This is a genomic window from Cohnella rhizoplanae (genome assembly GCF_948329515.1).
Taxonomy (GTDB): domain Bacteria; phylum Bacillota; class Bacilli; order Paenibacillales; family Paenibacillaceae; genus Cohnella; species Cohnella rhizoplanae.
Genome location: NZ_CAOJCN010000003.1, coordinates 435,386 through 454,973 on the forward strand (window position 1 = coordinate 435,386; position 19,588 = coordinate 454,973).

The 19,588-nt window shown below is 59.2% G+C and carries 26 protein-coding genes; 24 read left to right on the top strand and 2 right to left on the bottom strand.

From position 1 onward, the window contains the following. Positions 1 to 73: 73 nt before the first annotated feature. Together PQG80_RS08725 and PQG80_RS08730 are read left to right on the top strand one after the other, a co-directional pair. The gene (locus tag PQG80_RS08725) at positions 74 to 673 is read left to right on the top strand and encodes a CPBP family intramembrane glutamic endopeptidase (protein ID WP_271750872.1); all 600 of its coding nucleotides are present in this window, start codon (positions 74 to 76) and stop codon (positions 671 to 673) included. Then, positions 670 to 975: a hypothetical protein gene (locus PQG80_RS08730; protein ID WP_271750873.1), complete on the top strand. Its 306-nt coding sequence runs from the start codon at positions 670 to 672 to the stop codon at positions 973 to 975. The genes PQG80_RS08725 and PQG80_RS08730 overlap by 4 nt, the downstream gene beginning before the upstream one ends. Before the next feature lie 58 nt (positions 976 to 1,033). Here PQG80_RS08730 and PQG80_RS08735 read toward each other — a convergent pair whose 3' ends face one another. Beyond that, positions 1,034 to 1,666, bottom strand: a complete 633-nt coding sequence (locus PQG80_RS08735; protein WP_271750874.1) for a polysaccharide deacetylase family protein — start codon at positions 1,664 to 1,666, stop codon at positions 1,034 to 1,036. A 449-nt stretch (positions 1,667 to 2,115) separates the two neighbouring features. On the opposite strand from PQG80_RS08735, the gene PQG80_RS08740 reads away from it, so the two are divergent. The 3 genes from PQG80_RS08740 (at position 2,116) to prsW (ending at position 4,108) form a co-directional block, all read left to right on the top strand. Further along, positions 2,116 to 2,469: a hypothetical protein gene (locus PQG80_RS08740; RefSeq protein ID WP_271750875.1), complete on the top strand. Its 354-nt coding sequence runs from the start codon at positions 2,116 to 2,118 to the stop codon at positions 2,467 to 2,469. Positions 2,470 to 2,711: 242 nt separating this feature from the next. Then, positions 2,712 to 3,314 (top strand): genetic competence negative regulator, encoded by a 603-nt coding sequence (locus tag PQG80_RS08745; RefSeq protein WP_271750876.1) that lies wholly within the window; start codon positions 2,712 to 2,714, stop codon positions 3,312 to 3,314. A gap of 104 nt (positions 3,315 to 3,418) precedes the next feature. Next, positions 3,419 to 4,108 (top strand): glutamic-type intramembrane protease PrsW, encoded by a 690-nt coding sequence (prsW, locus tag PQG80_RS08750; RefSeq protein WP_271750877.1) that lies wholly within the window; start codon positions 3,419 to 3,421, stop codon positions 4,106 to 4,108. Here prsW and PQG80_RS08755 read toward each other — a convergent pair. Next, on the bottom strand, positions 4,105 to 4,335 hold the full coding sequence (locus PQG80_RS08755) for a hypothetical protein (RefSeq protein ID WP_271750927.1): 231 nt from the start codon (positions 4,333 to 4,335) through the stop codon (positions 4,105 to 4,107). The genes prsW and PQG80_RS08755 overlap by 4 nt on opposite strands. A gap of 66 nt (positions 4,336 to 4,401) precedes the next feature. On the opposite strand from PQG80_RS08755, the gene ypeB reads away from it, so the two are divergent. The 19 genes from ypeB (at position 4,402) to spoIVA (ending at position 19,553) form a co-directional block, all read left to right on the top strand. Further along, positions 4,402 to 5,787 carry a germination protein YpeB gene (gene ypeB / locus PQG80_RS08760; RefSeq protein WP_271750878.1) on the top strand — a complete coding sequence of 462 codons (1,386 nt, stop codon included), beginning with the start codon at positions 4,402 to 4,404 and terminating at the stop codon, positions 5,785 to 5,787. 169 nt (positions 5,788 to 5,956) lie between these two features. Continuing rightward, positions 5,957 to 6,613, top strand: coding sequence for a flagellar brake protein (locus tag PQG80_RS08765; RefSeq protein WP_271750880.1), 657 nt, complete (start codon positions 5,957 to 5,959; stop codon positions 6,611 to 6,613). A gap of 21 nt (positions 6,614 to 6,634) precedes the next feature. Beyond that, positions 6,635 to 6,829 (top strand): hypothetical protein, encoded by a 195-nt coding sequence (locus PQG80_RS08770; RefSeq protein WP_271750882.1) that lies wholly within the window; start codon positions 6,635 to 6,637, stop codon positions 6,827 to 6,829. Between the two features lie 215 nt (positions 6,830 to 7,044). After that, the gene (gene cmk / locus PQG80_RS08775) at positions 7,045 to 7,749 is read left to right on the top strand and encodes a (d)CMP kinase (protein ID WP_271750883.1); all 705 of its coding nucleotides are present in this window, start codon (positions 7,045 to 7,047) and stop codon (positions 7,747 to 7,749) included. Positions 7,750 to 7,752: 3 nt separating this feature from the next. After that, the gene (locus PQG80_RS08780; protein ID WP_271750884.1) at positions 7,753 to 8,340 is read left to right on the top strand and encodes a lysophospholipid acyltransferase family protein; all 588 of its coding nucleotides are present in this window, start codon (positions 7,753 to 7,755) and stop codon (positions 8,338 to 8,340) included. 114 nt (positions 8,341 to 8,454) lie between these two features. Further along, a complete protein-coding gene (gene rpsA / locus PQG80_RS08785) occupies positions 8,455 to 9,696 on the top strand; it encodes a 30S ribosomal protein S1 (RefSeq protein ID WP_271750885.1) in 1,242 nt (413 codons plus the stop codon). 271 nt (positions 9,697 to 9,967) lie between these two features. Further along, a complete protein-coding gene (locus tag PQG80_RS08790; RefSeq protein WP_432432733.1) occupies positions 9,968 to 10,888 on the top strand; it encodes a YIEGIA family protein in 921 nt (306 codons plus the stop codon). Continuing rightward, the gene (locus PQG80_RS08795) at positions 10,881 to 11,060 is read left to right on the top strand and encodes a capping complex subunit for YIEGIA (RefSeq protein WP_271750886.1); all 180 of its coding nucleotides are present in this window, start codon (positions 10,881 to 10,883) and stop codon (positions 11,058 to 11,060) included. The genes PQG80_RS08790 and PQG80_RS08795 overlap by 8 nt, the downstream gene beginning before the upstream one ends. 103 nt (positions 11,061 to 11,163) lie before the next feature. Further along, the gene (gene der, locus PQG80_RS08800; RefSeq protein ID WP_271750887.1) at positions 11,164 to 12,486 is read left to right on the top strand and encodes a ribosome biogenesis GTPase Der; all 1,323 of its coding nucleotides are present in this window, start codon (positions 11,164 to 11,166) and stop codon (positions 12,484 to 12,486) included. Positions 12,487 to 12,497: 11 nt separating this feature from the next. Next, positions 12,498 to 13,118, top strand: a complete 621-nt coding sequence (gene plsY / locus PQG80_RS08805; protein ID WP_271750889.1) for a glycerol-3-phosphate 1-O-acyltransferase PlsY — start codon at positions 12,498 to 12,500, stop codon at positions 13,116 to 13,118. Continuing rightward, a complete protein-coding gene (locus PQG80_RS08810; protein WP_271750890.1) occupies positions 13,108 to 14,145 on the top strand; it encodes an NAD(P)H-dependent glycerol-3-phosphate dehydrogenase in 1,038 nt (345 codons plus the stop codon). The genes plsY and PQG80_RS08810 overlap by 11 nt, the downstream gene beginning before the upstream one ends. Positions 14,146 to 14,236: 91 nt before the next feature. Beyond that, entirely contained in the window at positions 14,237 to 14,512 is a 276-nt protein-coding gene (locus tag PQG80_RS08815) for a stage VI sporulation protein F (RefSeq protein ID WP_271750891.1), read from the top strand. Positions 14,513 to 14,693: 181 nt separating this feature from the next. Continuing rightward, positions 14,694 to 15,314: a nitroreductase family protein gene (locus PQG80_RS08820; protein ID WP_432432734.1), complete on the top strand. Its 621-nt coding sequence runs from the start codon at positions 14,694 to 14,696 to the stop codon at positions 15,312 to 15,314. A gap of 205 nt (positions 15,315 to 15,519) precedes the next feature. Then, entirely contained in the window at positions 15,520 to 15,699 is a 180-nt protein-coding gene (locus PQG80_RS08825; RefSeq protein ID WP_271750893.1) for a DUF2768 family protein, read from the top strand. A gap of 31 nt (positions 15,700 to 15,730) precedes the next feature. Next, on the top strand, positions 15,731 to 16,024 hold the full coding sequence (locus tag PQG80_RS08830; RefSeq protein WP_271750894.1) for a 2Fe-2S iron-sulfur cluster-binding protein: 294 nt from the start codon (positions 15,731 to 15,733) through the stop codon (positions 16,022 to 16,024). 12 nt (positions 16,025 to 16,036) lie between these two features. Next, positions 16,037 to 16,657 carry a nucleotidyltransferase family protein gene (locus PQG80_RS08835; RefSeq protein ID WP_271750895.1) on the top strand — a complete coding sequence of 207 codons (621 nt, stop codon included), beginning with the start codon at positions 16,037 to 16,039 and terminating at the stop codon, positions 16,655 to 16,657. Continuing rightward, complete coding sequence (locus PQG80_RS08840; RefSeq protein WP_271750896.1) at positions 16,647 to 17,003, top strand: 2Fe-2S iron-sulfur cluster-binding protein; 357 nt, start codon at positions 16,647 to 16,649, stop codon at positions 17,001 to 17,003. Before PQG80_RS08835 ends, PQG80_RS08840 begins: the two co-directional genes overlap by 11 nt. A 65-nt stretch (positions 17,004 to 17,068) precedes the next feature. Continuing rightward, a complete protein-coding gene (locus PQG80_RS08845; RefSeq protein ID WP_271750897.1) occupies positions 17,069 to 17,821 on the top strand; it encodes a YphF family lipoprotein in 753 nt (250 codons plus the stop codon). Positions 17,822 to 18,074: 253 nt separating this feature from the next. Next, positions 18,075 to 19,553 (top strand): stage IV sporulation protein A, encoded by a 1,479-nt coding sequence (gene spoIVA, locus PQG80_RS08850; RefSeq protein ID WP_271750898.1) that lies wholly within the window; start codon positions 18,075 to 18,077, stop codon positions 19,551 to 19,553. Positions 19,554 to 19,588 lie beyond the last annotated feature (35 nt).

Sequence of the window (19,588 nt, forward strand, 5' to 3'; positions counted from 1 at the left end):
GACATGGATAAATCAAGTATAAGGAAATGATTAGCATACGTACATAACAAAAATTTACATCAGACGAGGTAACATGCGTAAATTCGACATCAAAAACATAAAAATGCGAAAAGTGACCGTGGACGAGCTCTCGGATAAAATGCTGCTCGTCAATTTATACGCCACCCAGGCGCTTACTATCATTATCGGATTGGTTTGGACGTTTTTTCAGGGGCAGAATTTATTGGAAATATTCCGTATGCCGACCTCGTTTTCGTTTCTGTACTGGGCAGCCGGACTCGCCGCTTTCGTCGTCGCTTTCGACATCGGCATCTCGAGATGGATTCCCGACGAGGCCAAGGACGACGGAGGCGTCAACGAACGGATATTCCGGCAGCGCCCGCTGTGGCACATCGCGTTGCTGTGCGCCGTCGTCGGCATATGCGAGGAATTGTTGTTCAGAGGCGCGATACAACATGCCATCGGTCCCTATTGGACGAGCATCCTTTTCGCCGCCATTCACGTCAGATATTTGAGACACTGGATTCCGACGGGACTGGTGTTCGGCATCAGCTACGCGCTGGGGTGGCTCCAGATTCACACGGGCACGATCTGGGCGCCGGTCGTTACGCACTTTTTGGTCGATCTCACGATGGGCATCATCATTCGGTATCGGAGGGAAGAAGAGGAATGAGCGAGGAGCGTCCGCCGACAGCATGGGATAAATTCGTAGAAGCAAGGCGGCACGCGCTGTCTCAGGACGAAAAGGAACCCGAGGTCCGGGAGCCGATGTCGATGGACGAACTGGAACGCGCGATCGCCGAGACGGCCGCGGCTTCTGGCTTGCCGGAGACGGGGATGCCGCCGCGGGCGGTCGTTCACCCTTCCGCGCGCAAGAGCTACAGCAAGTGGTTTTATCGGTTGCTTCTCCTATTGTTTTCGGCGCTGGTCGGCTTTTTGCTGTGGTGGGGATACGAACATTATTCGACGGTCTGAACCAAAAAGAGGAACGCTATCCGATCGCGGCGCGATCGGGCAGGCGTTCCTCTTTTGTTCAAGCGCCGGTCTGGATGGACGCGGGATCTACGAATCCGTAGCCTTTTCCCTCCAGCGTCTTCAGCAGCTCGTCAAGCGCGGCGCCGGTCCAAGTCAGCTCGTGCATCAGAATATTGCTCCCGGGATGCAACTGATCCGTCACGTTGCCGATGATCGCTTTGGTTTTGTCCTTGATTTTCGTCCCGGACATCGTCCAGTCGAGCGAGCCGTTGGACCAAGTCATGAACATCAAGCCTTCTTCGGCGGCGATCTTGTGCACGTCGTCGTTGGCCGAAGCGTTGGGAGGCCGGAAAAAGATCGGCTTCTTGCCGATCGTCGCCTCCACGATCGTCTGAACCTTTCCGATCTGTTCCTTGATCACGTCCGCCTTTTCCTTGCCCAGCTGGATGTGCTCGTACGAATGATTGCCAACCGCATGCCCGCGTTCGTCTATTTCTTTGAGAAGTTCGGGATGCGCCTTGACCCTATAGCCGTTGACGAAAAATATGGCCTTGGCATGGTGCTTGTCAAGGATATCCAGAATAGGCTTGAGCGTTTTTTCGTCCTTCGGTCCGTCGTCGAACGTCAGCAGCACGACTTTCGGATTACCGGCGTTTTTGTCGATCGGCACGATATCGTAATTTTTGTTCATCTTATATGTCTTGGCTCCGGATGACGGCAGTTCCGCGGCGGATGGAGAAGGAGCCGGCGAAAGAGAAGGTGAAGGCCGTGCCGATTCCGAAGGCGTCGGACTGACGGTCGGGAGGGGCGGGGCTGTCGCCGTCGCGGCGGGAGTCGGCGAAGTCGCTGCAGCGGAAGCAGAAGAAGACGAGTGCGCAGGTTCGCTGCCGCCGTTTCCTCCACATGCGGCGAGTACAGCTGCGAGCGCGCCGATCGCGCACCAGCCGCCTGCGTTTTTCATCATGGGCATGACATCCTCTCGGTTGTACTGAACGTTAACGATTGTACCATACCCGTCGCCGGCTCCGTCCAATCTTCTTCCTGAATTTGAGCGGGATGATGCGAATGGCGCAGGCTACACTATGCATGGGACCGCAACAGGCTCATTGACGTTTACAAAAAAGAAACGGAGGCGGTAGCATGAAAATGGCAACGTTCGTCATGGGCGGCATCGTAGGCGCGGCGCTGACGGTCGCGATCCGCCGCAACCCGAAATGGTCCATGGCAGCCGGCATGCTCGGCCGGGAGCTTAAGAACCGCTCTTTCGGTTCGAAGGACAGCGGGATCGGCAAACTGTTCGACATGCGTTTCAGCTCGGATACGTCCGAGCGCGGGCAGGCGTCCGGCGGCGGTTCGGAGACAAGAAAAAGCGCTTCTTCTTCTACCGGGGGAGCCCAAGGGTTGGGCGAGGTCGCGAATCTCGTCTCGGAGGATCAAGGCGTGCGCGACGACGTCAACAAGATACTCGAGGAAAACGGACAGAACCGGATTTGAACGGGCGGCGGCGCCGAGGCGATTCCCACAGCTGGGTTCGCGCGGCGCCGTTTTTTTCTGCATGGTCTAATCCGAGGGACCTTGGCATATATCAGGTATGCCGTTACTTAAATTTGTGGGTTTTGGCTAGTGCAATTCAAGGGTAGAAGTGATAACATATATTAAAGCACAAATTACACACGTATCGCCTGCCGCGTCATACGCTGTTATCACCCATCGTGTGCAGAAGGGAGGATCCTGTCATGAGGATGGAGCGGCTTAGCCAAGACAAGATTAGGATTTTCCTTACCTTTGACGATCTGTCGGAACGCGGGATCCAGAAGGAAGACATGTGGCGGGAAATTCCGAAGGTGCACGAGCTCTTCAGCGAAATGATGGATCAGGCTTACAGCGAGCTCGGCTTCGACGCTTCCGGACCGCTCGCGGTCGAGGTGTTCGCGATGCCCGCGCAGGGCATGGTCGTCATCGTCACGAGGGGCAAGATGGAGAGGGACTCCGAGGCGGGCGCCGAGGAAGAACTCGACGAAGAAGTGTACGAAATGGAAGTCACGCTTGAGCAGAGCGAAGCCATCATATATCGTTTCCGGGACATCGAGGACGCGATCGGCGCGGCCAAGATGCTGAAGTCCCAGATCTCGGACGAAGGCCGGATGTACAGATATCAGAACCATTGGATTCTGTGCTTCGATCCGTCCACCGGCGAAAACGCGAACGACAACGCCCTGATCGCGATTCTTGCGGAATACGGCGACGCCACTTCCGTGACGCCGGCAGTTCTAGAAGAATACGGACAGCTGGTTATCCCGGCCCATGCCGTGCAAGTGCTGACCGAGCATTTCGCCTGATTCGGCGCTCTCAGACGGACATGCTGCATTAAAACGGCGATCGTTTTTAATGCGGCTGTCCTTTTTTTGCGCTTTGATAAATATAAGAAAGGAGGGGATTCGCCTTGCTGATCTTCTCCGTGCTGGCGGCGGCCATCGCGCCGGGCCTGGCTTTGCTCGCGTATTTTTATTGGAAGGACCGATACGATACCGAGCCGCTGTCGATGGTCTCTAAAATGTTCGTGACCGGCGCGCTGATCGTGCTGCCGATCATGATCGTGCAGCGGGGGCTCATGATGTGGCTTGGCGAATCGCCCTTCGCTTTCTCGTTCGTCATCTCGGCCGGCGTCGAAGAGTTTTTTAAGTGGTTCGTCCTCTATCATATCGTCTTCAACCATACCGAGTTCGACGAGCCGTACGACGGGATCGTATACGCGACGGCGGTGTCGCTCGGCTTCGCCACGATCGAGAACGTCATGTACGCTTTTGCCGAGCCCTCCACGTTCGGTTCGCTGCTCGTGCGGGCGCTGCTGCCGGTATCCGGCCATGCGCTGTTCGGCGTCGTCATGGGATACTTCATGGGCAAGGCCAAGTTTTCCAAAGGCAAGCAGGCCCGCTTATTTCAATCGATGGCATTCGTGCTTCCGATCGCCTGGCACGGGATCTACGATTTTCTGATGCAGTCGCTGCCGAGGACTTGGATGTGGATCATCGTGCCGTTCATGCTGCTGCTCTGGTTCCGGGGCATCCGATACGTGCAGAGCGCCAACGCCGTCTCCCCGTTCAGGTTGATGCACCGCGAGGAAGGCGGTTAAATTCTTCTTTTCCCGGCGATACTGGTTGCTAACAGTTGCTGGAGCGGGGGAGTCTCTTGAATAACGTGCGCGTCAAAGTAACGATAAGATGCAAGAGCTGCGGCGAAAAGTTCGTGCTGCGAGGCAAACGGGATCGCGGGAAGGTCGATACCGGGTTCCGGCAGTGCATCTGCGGCAACGCCGACAGGTTCGACATCGACGAAGCGGTCGAGGCATGAATCATGCATAAAGGCGGCTCCTCATACTCACACTAACGGCAATCCGTAGTCTGGGAATGAAAGGGGTCGCTTTTTATGTACAAACGATTAAGCGCGGTACTGTTTCCCGTTTGCGCGCTGCTTTTCGCCGGCGCGATATTTTGGGGATACCAGGAGCATCAGGAAAAAAACGCGGTGCTGATCAAGGCGGAAAACCAATATCAGCGGGCGTTCCACGATCTGACGAATCATATGGGCAGCCTTCAGGAGCAGCTCGGCAAGACGTTGGCCGTCAACAGCGCGTCTTATCGCATGCAGCGCAAAGGCCTGGTCAACGTATGGCGGCTCACGAGTCAGGCGCAAAATGAGGTCAACCAGCTGCCCCTGACGCTTCTTCCGTTCACGCAGGCGGAGAATTTTCTCACCCGTATTTCCGACTTCGCTTACCGGACCTCGGTTCGGGATCTGACCAAGGAGCCGTTGTCCGAGCAAGAGACGCAAACGATGCAGTCGCTCTACGCCAAAGCGACGGACATTAACAAGGAACTGGGCAAGGTTCAGGACGCCGTGCTGTCCGATCATTTGCGCTGGATGGACGTCGAGGTCGCGATCGCGAGCGCGCAAGGCAAGCAGACCGTCGATAATTCAATTATCGACGGCTTCAAGACGGTCGACAAAAAAGTTTCTTCCTATCCGGAGCACGATTGGGGCCCTTCTTCCGTCTCGCAGGATCTGCAGCGGGCGCACGGCAACGCCTCCGGACCCAAAATATCCGCGCAGGAGGCCGGCCGCAAGGCGACGGAGTTCCTCGGCATCGCATCGCGGGCCGGCGTCTCCAACGTCAAAGTCACGGAGAACGGCGCCAAAACCGATCATCCGACGTACACGGCGACCGTAAGTTTGGGCAGTCATGCCGGCAAAGGAGCCGAGGCGCAGAACGCCGTCATTGACTTTACGGCCAAAGGCGGCAAGCTGCTGTGGTTCATGAACCCGCGCACGGTCAGAACCCGCAGCCTCGACGTCGGAGCCGCGAAGGAAAAGGCGATCCGATTCCTCGAGGCAAAAGGCTACGAGTCCATGACGCCCGTCACCTACGACGAGTACGACCATGTCGCGGTGTTTACGTTCGTTGCCGACAAAAAGGGCACGCTTATCTATCCGGACAAGGTTACCGTGAGGATCGCGCTTGACAACGGCGAGTTGGTGGGATTGCAGGCAGCCGACCATGTCTATCACGAAGCCGGCATCACCGTCGGCAAGGCCGGCATCGACGAGAAAAAAGCCAAGTCGGTGCTGCATCCGAAATTCGAAGTGAAGGGGCATCGGATGGCCGTCATCGAGAATGACGACAAAAAAGACGTGCTCTGCCACGAGTACACGGGGAAAATCAACGGCTCGCAGTATCGGGTCTATGTCAACGCGAATACGGGCCTCGAGGAAAAGGTGGAACAGATCCCCGATTCGGCCAGGGCGATACTCTAGCGGTACGGAGAAGCCGCCTGCCGGGAGCCGGCAGGCGGCTTTTTCATAATTTTGGGACGAGGCATCTGCCGCCGGAAGTGCGATCGTGCTATAATGCAAGAATGATCCGAACTCTAGGACCTTGTTCGCATGATTCCGACATTATTCAGCAGTCGCATGGAGGTGCAGCGTGCTTCCCAAGATAGGTCAAATGCTCTATATACAGCCCCATGCGGATGCATCCGACGGTGCGCAGACCGGCATGCTCAGATCGCGCGTCACGGACGCCGACGATCGATATTTATATGTGGACATCCCGATGGACGAACAGACGCGCAAGCTCCACCGGACGCAGCCCGGAGACGAGCTCAAGCTTACATACTTTACGGCCGAAGGCGTCAAGCATCAATTTTCCGCCCATGTTCATTCGATACGCAGAGACAGCAGCAGCCAACTGGTCATCCCCAAGCCCGAGCCGGACGACATCACGAGAGAGCAGCGGCGAAGTTTCCTTCGCGTCGAAGCGCAGCTCGAGATCGCCATCCGCCTTGGCGAGAAGCTCAGGTTCACGGCGCTGACGGACGACGTGGGCGGCGGCGGCGTATCGTTCAGATGCGACCGCAAGTGGCCGATCACCCCGAACATGAAGGCGAACTGCTGGTTGCTGCTGACGTACAAGTCCGGCGCGGTCTCTCATGCGCAGTTCGAAGCCGAGATCGTGCGGATCGTGCCGGTCGAACCGCATCACCACCTGATCATGATGCGGTTCAAGGATATCCAGGATACGGACCAGCAGAAGATTATCCGATATTGCTTCGAGAAACAGCTGGAACGAAGAAAAGACTAATCGACGGGAGGCGCGCCAGGCGTGTCGGACCAACATACGGGCGGCGGCCGACAACGCGACAAGCTGGCGGAACGTATCGACGGATATTTGCGCGCGGCGGCCTTGGGTGGCGCGATTCTTTTGATCCTGTCTCAGCTCCTGCTACGCGTACCGCAGATCCGAACTTTGCTCGTCCCGCACGAGCGCGTCGAAGGCATACCTTACCAAGCCGGATAGGCCTCGTCTATCCGGCTTGCTTTTTTGCATATGGATATATGCTGTGGTATAATTTGTTCATTCGTGCGCAGGCGCTCTTTGCCTGTTTTATGCTTTATAATAAGGCATCGCCGGTCAGCCTCGTCGGCCCGGCATGCCGGAGGAACGGCCCGCTCCCGTCGATTCGACCGGACGCATCAATTGCTTGGGCGCTCTAGGAGGCTTGCAGTTACTTCATGAATGTACGATATCCGCACCGCATCAACATCGCGATCGACGGTCCTGCCGGAGCGGGCAAGAGCACCGTCGCCAGGCTGGTCGCCAGCAGGCTTCAATATGTATACGTGGACACGGGCGCCATGTACCGCGCGGTTACTTGCATCGCGTTGGAGCGCGGTCTGGCGGTCGCGGACGAGGCCGGTCTGGCGTCGCTCGCGGATACGCTGGACATCACGCTCCTGCCCGGCGAGGGCGGCCAGGTCGTCCTGGCGGACGGCGACGACGTTACCGACCGGATCCGGTCCCGCGAAGTGACGGCTTCCGTCTCCCGCGTATCGGCCAACGCCGCGGTACGCCGGCGAATGTCCGAGCTGCAGCGCAGGATGGCGACGGCCAAGGGCGTCGTGATGGATGGCCGCGACATCGGCACGCACGTGCTGCCCGATGCCGAGCTCAAGGTATTCCTCACCGCTTCGCCCAGGGAGCGGGCCACGCGGAGATATCTGGAACTCGGCGACGATGCAGGGGTGACGCTCGACCAGCTCGAGCAGGAGATCGCGCAGCGCGACCGGATGGACAGCGAGCGCGAGATCGCGCCTCTGCGCCAGGCCGCCGACGCCGTACTGATCGACTCGACCGGGCGTACGGTGACAGAGATCGTGGAGGAGATCGTATCCTTCGGCTTGAAGGCCGCAGGATCGATCGCCGCAGGGGAGAATTAGACGATGTTCTACCGTTTCGCGAGAATGCTGCTGAGAGTGATTTTTAAGCTGCTGTTCCGCTTCGAGGCCGTCGGCGCCGGACTTATTCCCGCCGAAGGCGGCGTCATTCTGGCTAGCAACCACACGAGCCTGCTCGACCCGATGGCGCTCGGAATCGGCGTAGAGCGCAAGGTTCATTACATGGCGAAAGCGGAGCTTTTCGGCATACCGGGCTTCGGGGCGATGATCACGAACCTGGGCGCGTTTCCCGTGAAGCGCGGCGGCGTCAGCAAGGAAGCGATTCGCACGGCAATCGGCATCTTACGCGAAGGCAAGGTCATGGGCATCTTCCCGGAGGGCACGCGCAAGGACGTCGGCCTCATGGGCAAGCGCGGCGCGATGAGCATGGCGTTTCGCGCAGGCGCCGCTGTCGTACCCGTGGCGCTCATCGGCAGCTACAAGCCGTTCACCAAGATGAAGGCCGTATACGGGGCGCCGCTAGACATGGCCGCGCTGGCTGGAGACGGTTCGCCCGAGGCGCAGGAAGCCGCTACCGAACTGCTAATGTCGCGAATCAGAGAAATGCTGAATACCGGGAAGCCCGCGCAATAATTTTTACCTGTTGGCGCATACTACGGTCATTCGTCCTATTTTTATACTTAGGTGATTTAAACCCCGCGTTGCGGGTTTAAATAAAGTTGTGGTAGAACTGAGGAGGTTATTTCCATGTCTGAAGAACTCAATGTCCAGGAATCCGCCGCGCAGGAGCCCGTCGCTGCCGACAATGCCGCAGAGACGGTAACGCAAGACGAGCTGGAGAACGTCGTATCGCTGAAGAAGGGCGATTCCGTGAAGGGAACCATCGTTAAAATCGAAGACAACCAAGCTTATGTGAGCCTTGGATATAAATACGACGGTGTCATCCCGCTCCGCGAGCTCTCCAACGTCAACCTGGAGAATGCTTCCGATGCCGTTCAGATCGGCCAGGAAGTCGAAGCGAAGGTCGTCAGCATCAATGACGAGAAGGCAAGCCTCGTCCTCTCCAAGCGTCAAATCGACGGCGCGAAGGCTTGGGATGAGCTTCAAAGCAAGTTCGACAACGGCGAAGCTTTCGAAGTAACGGTAGCGGACGTCGTCAAGGGCGGTCTGGTCGCCGACGTAGGCGTTCGCGGCTTTATTCCGGCTTCGATGGTCGCGCGCACGTTCGTCGAAGACTTCTCCGACTACAAGGGCCGCACGCTCCGCGTTAAGGTCAAGGAGATCGACCGGGAGAACAACAAGGTCATTCTCTCGGCCAAAGAAGTGCTGGAAGCCGAGTATGAAGAACAGAAGCATGCGGTCATGGCTTCCCTGCAACCGGGTCAAGTGATCGAAGGCACGGTTCAACGCCTTACCCCGTTCGGCGCTTTCGTCGACATCGGCGGCGTAGACGGACTCGTGCACGTCTCCGAGATCGCGTGGAACCACGTCGCGCATCCTGCCGACGTCGTCTCCGAAGGCCAGAAGGTCAATGTCAAAGTACTTAGCGTCGACACGTCGATCGGCAAGATCAAGCTGAGCATCAAGGCGGCGCAACCGGGACCTTGGGAGTCGGTCAACGGCCAGTTCAACACGGGCGACACCGTGACCGGCGTCGTGAAGCGCCTCGTGAGCTTCGGCGCGTTCGTCGAGATCGCTCCGGGCGTCGAAGGCCTCGTGCACATCTCTCAGATCGCGCACCGTCACGTCGCTACGCCGCACGAAGTGCTGAAGGAAGGGCAAGAAGTCCAAGCCAAGATCCTGGACTTCAACCCGGCCGAGAAGCGCGTATCGCTCTCCATCAAGGAGACCGAAGAAGCGCCCGCTCAACCCGAACGCGCACCGCGCGCACCGCGGGGCGGCCGCGAAGAGTCGAACATCCCGGCTCCTGAGAGCATGAGCTTCACGCTTGCGGAGAAGTTCGGCGACAAGCTCAGCAAATTTAAGTAATTACGTTCGTCTCGCAAAAAGGCGCCGCGGAATCTTTCAGCAGCGCCTTTTTGCGCTTTAATTTATAACGGAAACACACGAAAACGATCGAAACTATGAACTGTGGGACCAAACGGTACGCGAAAGTTTACGTTCTCTTCGACAAAAAGCTTTTGTATTCGAGTGGATATCCCAGCCAGCCCCGCAGACGCGGGGCTTTTTTATTTTTGAGAGCGCCCACGATGCGCATACTAAGGAATGGCAAGTGAACCGGTTCAAGGAGGCGAGAAGCGTGATAACGGCGAAATGGCTGGCCGGCCACCATGAGTTGCTGGGCGTGACGCTAGGCACGGCATTCGGCATGCTGGCCCGGATCGTCATGCTCCGCAGCGATTACAGGCAATATCCGGCCTATCCGCACGGCAAGATCATACACTTGGCGCTAGGCTTGATCGCAGGCGCGCTGGGCGCGGTGGCCGTGCCGGCGCTGATGAGCAAGGATTATACGGCGATCACGTTTCTGTCGCTAGCCGCGCAGCAGTTCAGGGAAGTCCGCAACATGGAGCGGGGCACGCTTAACGCGATCGATGAACAGGAGCTGGTGCCGCGCGGCGCGACTTATATCGAAGGCATCGCGGTCGTCTTTGAAGGGCGCAATTATCTCGCGATCGCGACCGCGTTGATCGTCAGCTTCGCCGCGACGCTGTGGAGTTGGATTTGGGGCGTATTTTTGGGCATCGCCTGCATCGCGATCGTTCTGCGCTTCATGAAGGGCAAGACGATACAGGATATCGCCGAAGTATCGTTCGCGCCGGTCGTCGCGGAGAATGCGGGCGTATCGGTCGGATCGATCTACATGATGAATGTAGGCCTCGAGTCTAACTTGGAGATCTACCGGAAACAGGCGATCGGCTTCTTGCTGAAGCCCGTTAGCGACGATGCCAAGGTCACGCTGGCCAATCTGGGACTGAGACAGGCGATTCTGCACGACGTGTCGACGAGGCTCGGCCTTTATCGCGACGACGGCGACCCCGCTCTTCAGCCGCTCGCCAAGCTGGATCTGGAGACAGGCTCGCTCGGCGTATTGCTGCTGCCCCGGGAGCACAATCCGGACAAGGCGCTCAAGTCGATCTGCGACGTGCCGCTGCTCGAGTCGGCCGTCCGCAGGCCGACCAAGGCCAACAAGCCGAAAGGAGAACGGACCCATGGTTAAAATCGTGATGCTTCTCACGACGGATGCGACCAATGTATCGGATGGTTCGTCTGCAATCATCGCGAAATCTGAAGAAGAACTGCAAAATTTGACGAACGCCATGGAGAAAATTCTCGACTGTGCCGCGCACAAATTGAAAGACGGTCTCTACATGATCGTCGATCGGCATTGACGGGCGCTGCGGCCGGACTTCGGAGGAACCGTTAGCCAAGGCGGGGTATTTTTGTTATGATGTTCTTTGTATGATTCAGGGAAACCCCTTAAGGAGTGAAAGCATGGCAAGACCTGTCATTGCCATCGTAGGACGTCCGAACGTCGGGAAGTCCACGATTTTTAATCGCATAATCGGTGACCGGCTGGCCATCGTGGAAGATAAGCCGGGCATTACGCGGGACCGCATCTACGGTACCGGAGAGTGGAGCGGCCGCTCGTTCAGCGTCATCGATACCGGCGGTATCGAGATCGACTTCGAGGACAGCATGCTTCGTCTCGTCCGGATTCAGGCGGAGCTCGCGATCGAGGAGGCAGACCTGATCGTCTTCATGGTCGACGCGAAGTCCGGCGTAACGAATGCGGACGAAGAGGTGGCCCAGATCTTGTTCCGGTCGGGCAAGCCCGTCGTCGTCGCCGTGAACAAGGTGGACAACATTCAGCGGATGGACGACATTTATGAATTCTACAGCCTCGGGTTCGGAGATCCGATCGCGCTCTCGGGCTCCCACGGCATCGGCATCGGCGATCTGCTTGAAGCTTGCGTGGAGCGTCTGCCGGCCGGCGAAGACCAGGAATACGACGAGGACGTAATCAAGGTCGCGCTGATCGGCCGCCCGAACGTCGGCAAGTCCTCGCTTGTGAACGCTATACTCGGAGAAGAGCGGGTCATCGTCAGCGAGATCGCGGGTACGACCCGCGACGCTATCGATACGCCGTTCGTGAAGGACGACCAACGATATGTCCTGATCGATACCGCAGGCATGCGCAAACGCGGCAAAGTGTACGAGACGACGGAAAAGTACAGCGTCATGCGGTCTATGAAGGCGATAGAGCGCGCCGACGTCGTGCTGGTGGTCATCAACGGCGAAGAAGGCATTATTGAACAGGACAAGCATATCGCGGGTTACGCGCATGAGATGGGCAAAGCCTCCGTCTTTGTGGTGAACAAATGGGATGTCGTCGAAAAGGACGACAAGACGATGCAGCATTTTACCAACACGGTCCGCGATCACTTTCTGTTCATGTCTTATGCGCCGATCGTATTCTTGTCCGCGCTGACGAAATCCAGGTTGCACAGGCTGCTTCCCGTCATCGACCGCGTCGCGGAGCAGCACGCGATGCGCGTGCCTACGCATCTGCTGAACGATGTCGTTTCGGATGCCGTGGCGATTACGCCGCCGCCTACGGACAAAGGCCGCAGGCTGCGCGTCAACTATGCGACGCAGGTTTCGGTGAAGCCGCCGACGATTCTCATTTTCGTCAACGATCCGGAATTGATGCATTTCTCGTACGAACGGTACCTGGAAAACAAGATTCGGGCCGCGTTTGACTTCGAGGGCACGCCGCTGCGCCTCTTCACGCGCCGCAAGTCCGATCAGGAATAGGAGAGAACGAATTGCTGCCAGCCGTCATCGCCGTCGTCGTCAGTTATCTGCTCGGTTCCGTCTCGTTCAGCATTCTGTTCGCCCGCTGGCTTCGCAAGATCGACATTCGCCAGCACGGCAGCGGCAATGCGGGCGCCACGAACACGCTCCGCGTGCTGGGCAAAGGACCGGCCGCCGCCGTCTTCCTGCTGGATATCGCCAAAGGAATCGCCGCCGTCGCGCTGGGCCAGGCGATCGCCGGAGAGCAGGGATCATGGCTCGCGGTGGCCTGCGGGCTGGCCTCGATCGCCGGCCACAACTGGCCGCTGTACTTCCGCTTCAAAGGCGGAAAAGGCATCGCCACGACCGTCGGCGCCCTTATCTACTTGACGCCGCTGCCTGTCGTGGCCGCCGGCATCGTCGCCATCATCCTGATCGTCATCACCCGCTACGTCTCGCTGGGATCCATGGTTTTCGCCGTACTCGTACCGATCGTACTCGGCGTGGCCGGCGAGGTCGGTCCCGTATTCTGGGGCTCGCTCGTATTGGCGCTGCTGGCGATCGTTCGTCACCGCAAAAACATCGTCAAGCTGCTTAATGGCACCGAGAACAAACTCGGCGCCAAGAAGAAGGAGGATACGCATGGCATCTAGCCAAGTTACCGTCCTGGTAGCCGGCAGCTGGGGCACGGCGCTCGCCTGCGTGCTCGCGGACAACGGACACCAAGTAAAGTTATGGACGCGTGGTGCCGCCCAAGCGGATGAGATCAACGAATCCCGCACGAACCGCAAATACTTGAAGGACACCGTATTGCCCGACGGGCTTCGCGCGACGACAGATATGGCGGAGGCGCTGAGCGGCGCGGCCGCTGTCGTGTTCGTCGCGCCCTCGTCCGCCATGCGGGAGGTCGCGCAGGCCGCCCTGCCTCATATTAAGCCGGATGCGCTTATCGTTCACGCGACCAAGGGCTTCGAGACGGGCAGCCTGAAGCGTATGTCCCAGGTGCTCTCCGAGGAGCTGAGGCGCCCCGAAGGCTCGATCGTAGTCCTGTCAGGCCCGAGCCATGCCGAAGAGGTGGCCGTGCGGCTGCCGACGACGGTGGTCGTGGCCGCCAGCGACTTGAAGCAGGCCGAGGCCGCGCAGGATTTGTTTATCAACGATGCTTATTTCCGCGTATATACCAATCCCGATTACATAGGCGCGGAGACGGCCGGAGCGATCAAGAATATCATCGGACTAGGCGCAGGCTTGTCTGACGGTCTCGGCTTCGGCGTCAACGCCAAGGCGGCGCTCGTCACCCGCGGCTTAGCCGAGATCGGCCGGCTGGGATCGGCCATGGGCGCTCACATGCTGACCTTCGCCGGTCTTGCGGGCGTCGGTGATCTGATCGCCACCTGCACGAGCAGACACAGCCGGAATTACCGGGCCGGCGAGCTGCTCGCGCAGGGGCTCGGCTACGAAGAAGTCCAGAAGGAGATCGGAATGGTCGTCGAAGGCGTCCGCACGACGCTGGCCGCCTCCAAGCTCGCCGTTCAATACGGCGTCGAGATGCCGATCACGGCGCAGCTGCATGCCGTTCTGTTCGAGGGTAAGCCGCCGTTGCAAGCGGTAGAGGCGCTGATGGGCAGATTGCGCACCCACGAGATCGAGGAGACCGTCCTTTTCAACCGTTCGAACTGAGCCTTGTTTTGACGATTCCTGTCAGCCCGCCCACACCGCCCCGCCGCATGCCTCATAGGATACAGGGCATGATTTGCGGAGGAGGGGAAGCATGGACAAGAAGTTCTCCAAGGATGTACTCAATTCGGTGAGCAAAAAGACGGGTAAGCCCGTATCCGAGAGTTCGCTGAAAAAAATCGCGCAAAAGGTGTCCCCGGACATTCTGCAGAGCGAGGCGTCGATCCGCCAGCTGATCAAGCAAGTATCGAGCACGGCAGGCGTGCCGGTCTCCGAGGATACGGTGAAAGAGATCGTGTCCGCGGTCAAGAAAAGCGGCATGAACCTGGGCAGCCTCGAAGGACTCATGAAAATGATGCTTAAAAAATAACGGCGTACCTCCAAAAGCCTCCTCCTGTTTAGGGAGCGAGGCTTTTTGTGCATTCATGGGCCTAATCAGGCTGAAGAACAGCCGGCATTTGGTGAGCCTTTCCATTCATGCTTTGCGGGTAATCGGGCAAGCTGAAGACGAGATACATCCATACGAGAGCCGGAAGGGGTTTGCGCCAACCATGCCAGCGGATACGAGCATCAGCGACCACTTTCTGACCGCCGTCAGACAGCGTCGGAGCTTCTACGGAATCAGCGACGAGGTCGTCGTTCCCGACGAGCGGATCGAAGAGATCGTCAAGGAAGCCGTCAGATACACTCCCTCCTCGTTTAACTCGCAGAGCGCCCGAATCGTGCTGCTGCTTAAGCGGGAGCACAAGAAGTTTTGGGATATTACGACCGAGACGCTGCGAGCGGTCGTCAGCGACCCGGAGCAGTTCAAGTCCACGCAGGAGAAAATGAATGCCTTCGCCGCGGGTTACGGAACGGTTCTGTTTTTCGAGGACATGACCGTGATCGAAGGCCTTCAGCAGCAATTCGCCGCTTACAAGGAAAACTTCCCGAAATGGTCGGCCCATTCCTCCGGCATGCATCAATTCGTCATCTGGACCGCGCTGGAGACGGAGGGCTACGGCGCCTCCTTGCAGCATTACAACCCGCTCATCGACGAGGAAGTCAAGCGAACATGGGGATTGCCGGACAGCTGGCTGCTGATTGCGCAGATGCCATTTGGCAAGCCCATTGCGCAGCCCGGCGAGAAGACGTTCAAGCCGCTCGAAGAACGGATCAAGATTTTCAAATAAGATGTTTCCTTTATGCTTTCAAGCCGCCGGCAGAACCGGCGGTTTTTTCTTCATTTTTACAGGCTGAGCAGGAATGTGGTATAATATGTTCCGTTTTATAGGACTACGCTTATCGCGTTCGACAGGGATCGTCCGCGCCGCCGCGCGCGGTTTTTTTCGCCATACATAGGGCTGGCTGGCAAAGGAAAGGACAGGTTATCGCAATATGGATCCGATGATGAAAATGTGGGTGTCGTTCGTCGGCATCGGACTGATGGTGCTGTCGGCGGTACTGATCATGCTCGCCAGGGCGAAGACCAAAGGCGCGCTGCGCTTCGGGCTCTCCTTCGTCGCCTTTATCATGCTGCTCGTCGGCATGGTCTGCGGACTTATATCGATCGTATGACAACCAAGATTCGAGCCGGAGGGCAGAGGCAATGCTGAAGTTGAAAGGAAGAACGGTCGAATCGGAGGCGGCGCCGCGCGTCGGCGCCACGCTGCTCGAGCTCGCGCTCGGCGCGGGCGTCGACTGGCAGTTTAATTGTTCGCGGGGCACTTGCGCGCGCTGCCGCTGTCTCATAACGGCCGGCGGCGAGCACCTGGAGGAATCGACCGACGCCGAGTGGGACCGTCTCGGACCCGAGGAGCTGGACGCCGGCTACAGGCTCGGCTGCCAAGCCCGCATCGCGACCGCCGGCACGATCTCGGCCATCAACCGGACCTACTTCTAAGGAGCTGAGGACATGCCGATGGACGAAGCGGGAGCGGCGATCCGCCGCGCGCTTGCCGCGTTCGCGGCGCTGACCTCGGGCAGCGGATCGCGATGGGTCCTCGGCGGGAGCGCCGGACTCGCGTTGCGCGGGGCCCGGCTCGAGGCCGCGCCGAGAGACTTGGATATATACGCGGACGCTTCCGCCGTGCCCTTGCTTCACGCCCGGCTCACCCCGCGATCGACGGACGGACCGGCATGGGATGAGACGGGGAACTATCGGTCTCTGCTGTCCCATTACGACTGGGAAGGCGTGCAGATCGAGCTCGTCGGCGATTTTGAGGTCGTCGTGCCCGGCTCCCGCTACAGGACAGAGGTGGATGCCTTTCTCTACGGGCACGGAGACGATTGGGTGGACGGCGAGAGCGGGCTGTCTGTTCGCCTGATGCCGCTCGGACACGAGCTGATCTTCAATCTGCTGCGCGGGCGGCGCGACCGCGCGCTCGAGACGGCAAGGCTGATGCGAGCCGATCCGGACGCGCATCTGCCGGTACTGGAGCGGCTGACTGCGCGTCATGCGCTGTCCGCGGATACATTGCGGGAGCTGCGCCGCCTCGTCGCGGACGGCGAAGGAGGCGAGAGCGATGCGCGATAACGGCTTCGAGGTCGTATTCGGGCCGGAAGGCCAAGCTGCGACCGTAAGGGCGGGCACGACGCTGCTGGACGCGTCCCGGCGGGCCAAGGCGCAGGTCCGCACGCGCTGCGGAGGCGTCGCGGGCTGCCTCATGTGCAAGGTGCGCGTGGCGCCGGAATGCGAGGACGCGCTGACGGCGCCTACGGAAGCCGAACGCCGCAAGCTCGGTCCGTTGCTCGGAGAGGGCTTCCGGCTGTCCTGCCAGGCGCGGGTGCGGCGCGCCGTGCGCGTCGAGATCCCCGAGGACCCGCTGAAGGCGGCCGTGCGCAAGCAGCTGGAGCGCCAACAATCGGACGACTTATGGTAATCGCGCATCAGGATGGAGAGAAGCAAGTGGAATTCCATAGAGATAGCAAAGACGGGGGTACCGAAATGAACAGACCGCATTGGATCCATGCCAGCCGGCTCGCGGCCAAGCGTACGGCGCTGCTCGCGCTGACGCTGGCGCTGCTGCCGCTGGCAGGCTGCCTGTATCCGGACGAATATACGCCTTCCAGCCAGGTGTCGGCCAAGGAATCGGTGCGCATCGTGCAGGAAGCGGTCGACAGATACCGCGGCGATACCGGACTCCTGCCGATCGAGAACGCGACGGAGGCCACGCCGCAGTACGAGAAGTTCCGGCTCGACTTCGCCAAGCTCAAGCGGATGGGCTACTTGACCGACATTCCGAAGGAAGCGTTCGAGAGCGGAGGTTCGGGGCAGTTTCTCGTCATCGACGAGGAGAGCGACCCGCAGGTGAAGCTCCTCGACGTCGCCGTGTATCAGGCGATCGGCGTCGTCCAGACCAAGGTGAACGCATACGTGCTTAAGCACAAGGGCCAGCAGCCGGTATCGGACGAGGTCTACCCGGACTTCAAGCGGATCGACTACAAAAAACTCGGCATCGACGATCCGGCGATCCGCAGCATGTATACCGGACGGGTGCTGGAACTGATGATCGATCCGGGCAGCGCCGTCTACGCGGACTACGGCATCGACATCGTCAAGGCGCTGGATAAAGCGGAAACGAAGCCGGGGCCGGGAGACGACCTGCGCGCGCTGCTCGCATCCGAGTCGTTTTACGTGCCGGTCAAATCGCCGGTTTACCGACTGGCGGGCGGAGAGCCGCAGGCATTTCTTAAATAATGCGCATATCGCGCGCGCGATCGACCGTTCCGTCTTCGGAACGGTTTTTTGTTGTGCCGGCGGACATAGGCGCCCCGTTGCTATCATAAGATCATTTGGATGAGAGTGCGCCGGGCGGCAATTCTCAAAAATTATGGTCCGGCGTCATATTCCCATGCATGGCACATAGAATGATACTAGTCCAAGTTCATGTACGAGTCCGTCGCGCTGGCGGAACCGCAGGCTTCGCGATTACGAAGGGGAGGGAATCTCAGTGGAAAAAGTGGATATTTTCAAAGATATCGCCGAACGAACGGGCGGCGACATCTACCTCGGGGTCGTCGGCGCCGTCCGGACAGGCAAATCGACCTTCATCAAGCGATTCGTGGAGACGGTCGTGCTGCCGAACATCGCACATGAAGCCGATCGCGTCAGGGCGATCGACGAGCTGCCGCAGAGCGCGGCGGGCCGTACGATCATGACGACGGAGCCCAAGTTCGTGCCGAACAACGCCGTGCAGATCAAGGTCGGCGAAGGCCTCGAAGTCAACGTGCGTCTCGTCGACTGCGTCGGTTACGCCGTCGAGGGCGCCAAAGGCTATGAGGACGAGAACGGCCCCCGCATGATTACGACACCCTGGTTCGAAGAAGCGATTCCTTTCCAGGAGGCTGCCGAGATCGGCACGCGCAAGGTCATTCAGGAGCATTCCACCCTTGGCGTCGTCGTGACGACCGACGGCACGATCGCGGAGATCCCGCGCAGTTCCTACGTCGAGGCGGAGGAGCGCGTCATCGCGGAGCTGAAGGAAGTCGGCAAGCCGTTCGTGCTGATCGTCAACTCGACGCGCCCCAAGAGCGAAGAGGCGCAGGCGCTTCGCGCGGAGCTCGCGGCCAAATACGATATACCCGCCATCACGCTCAGCGTGGCGTCGATGGGCGAGGACGAAGTGCTCGGCGTTCTGCGCGAGGTGCTGTACGAATTCCCCGTTCACGAAGTGAACGTCAATCTGCCGAGCTGGGTCATGGTCCTGCAAGAGCAGCACTGGCTGCGGTCGAGCTATGAGAACTCGGTCCGCGATACCGTCCGGGACATCCGCCGGCTGCGCGACGTGGACCGCGTCGTATCCCAGTTCCTCGAGTACGACTTCGTGGACCGTGCGGGCCTGAGCGGTCTGAACATGGGCCAGGGCGTCGCCGAGATCGATCTGTACGCGCCGGACGAATTGTACGACCGCATCCTGCAGGAGGTCGTGGGCACCGAGATCCGGGGCAAAGACCATCTGCTGCAGCTGATGCAGGAGTTCTCCCACGCTAAGCGCGAGTACGACCGGTTCGCCGAAGCGCTGGAGATGGTAAAGACGACCGGCTACGGCATCGCGGCCCCGACGCTCGCCGAGATGCAGCTCGACGAGCCGGAGCTGATCCGGCAGGGCTCCCGCTTCGGCGTGCGGCTTAAGGCGACGGCGCCTTCGATCCATCTGATCCGCGTCGACGTCGAGTCTGAGTTCGCGCCGATCATCGGCACGGAAAAGCAGAGCGAAGAGCTCGTGCGCTACCTGATGCAGGACTTCGAAAAGGATCCGATCAAGATCTGGGATTCCGACATCTTCGGGCGTTCGCTGCATTCCATCGTGCGCGAAGGCATCCAGGGCAAGATCGCCATGATGCCGGACAATGCGCGCTACAAGCTGCAAGAAACGCTTGGCCGCATCATCAACGAAGGATCGGGCGGCCTCATCGCCATCATTCTTTAACGATAGAGACGGAACAGGTCGCGCGCCGGCAACGG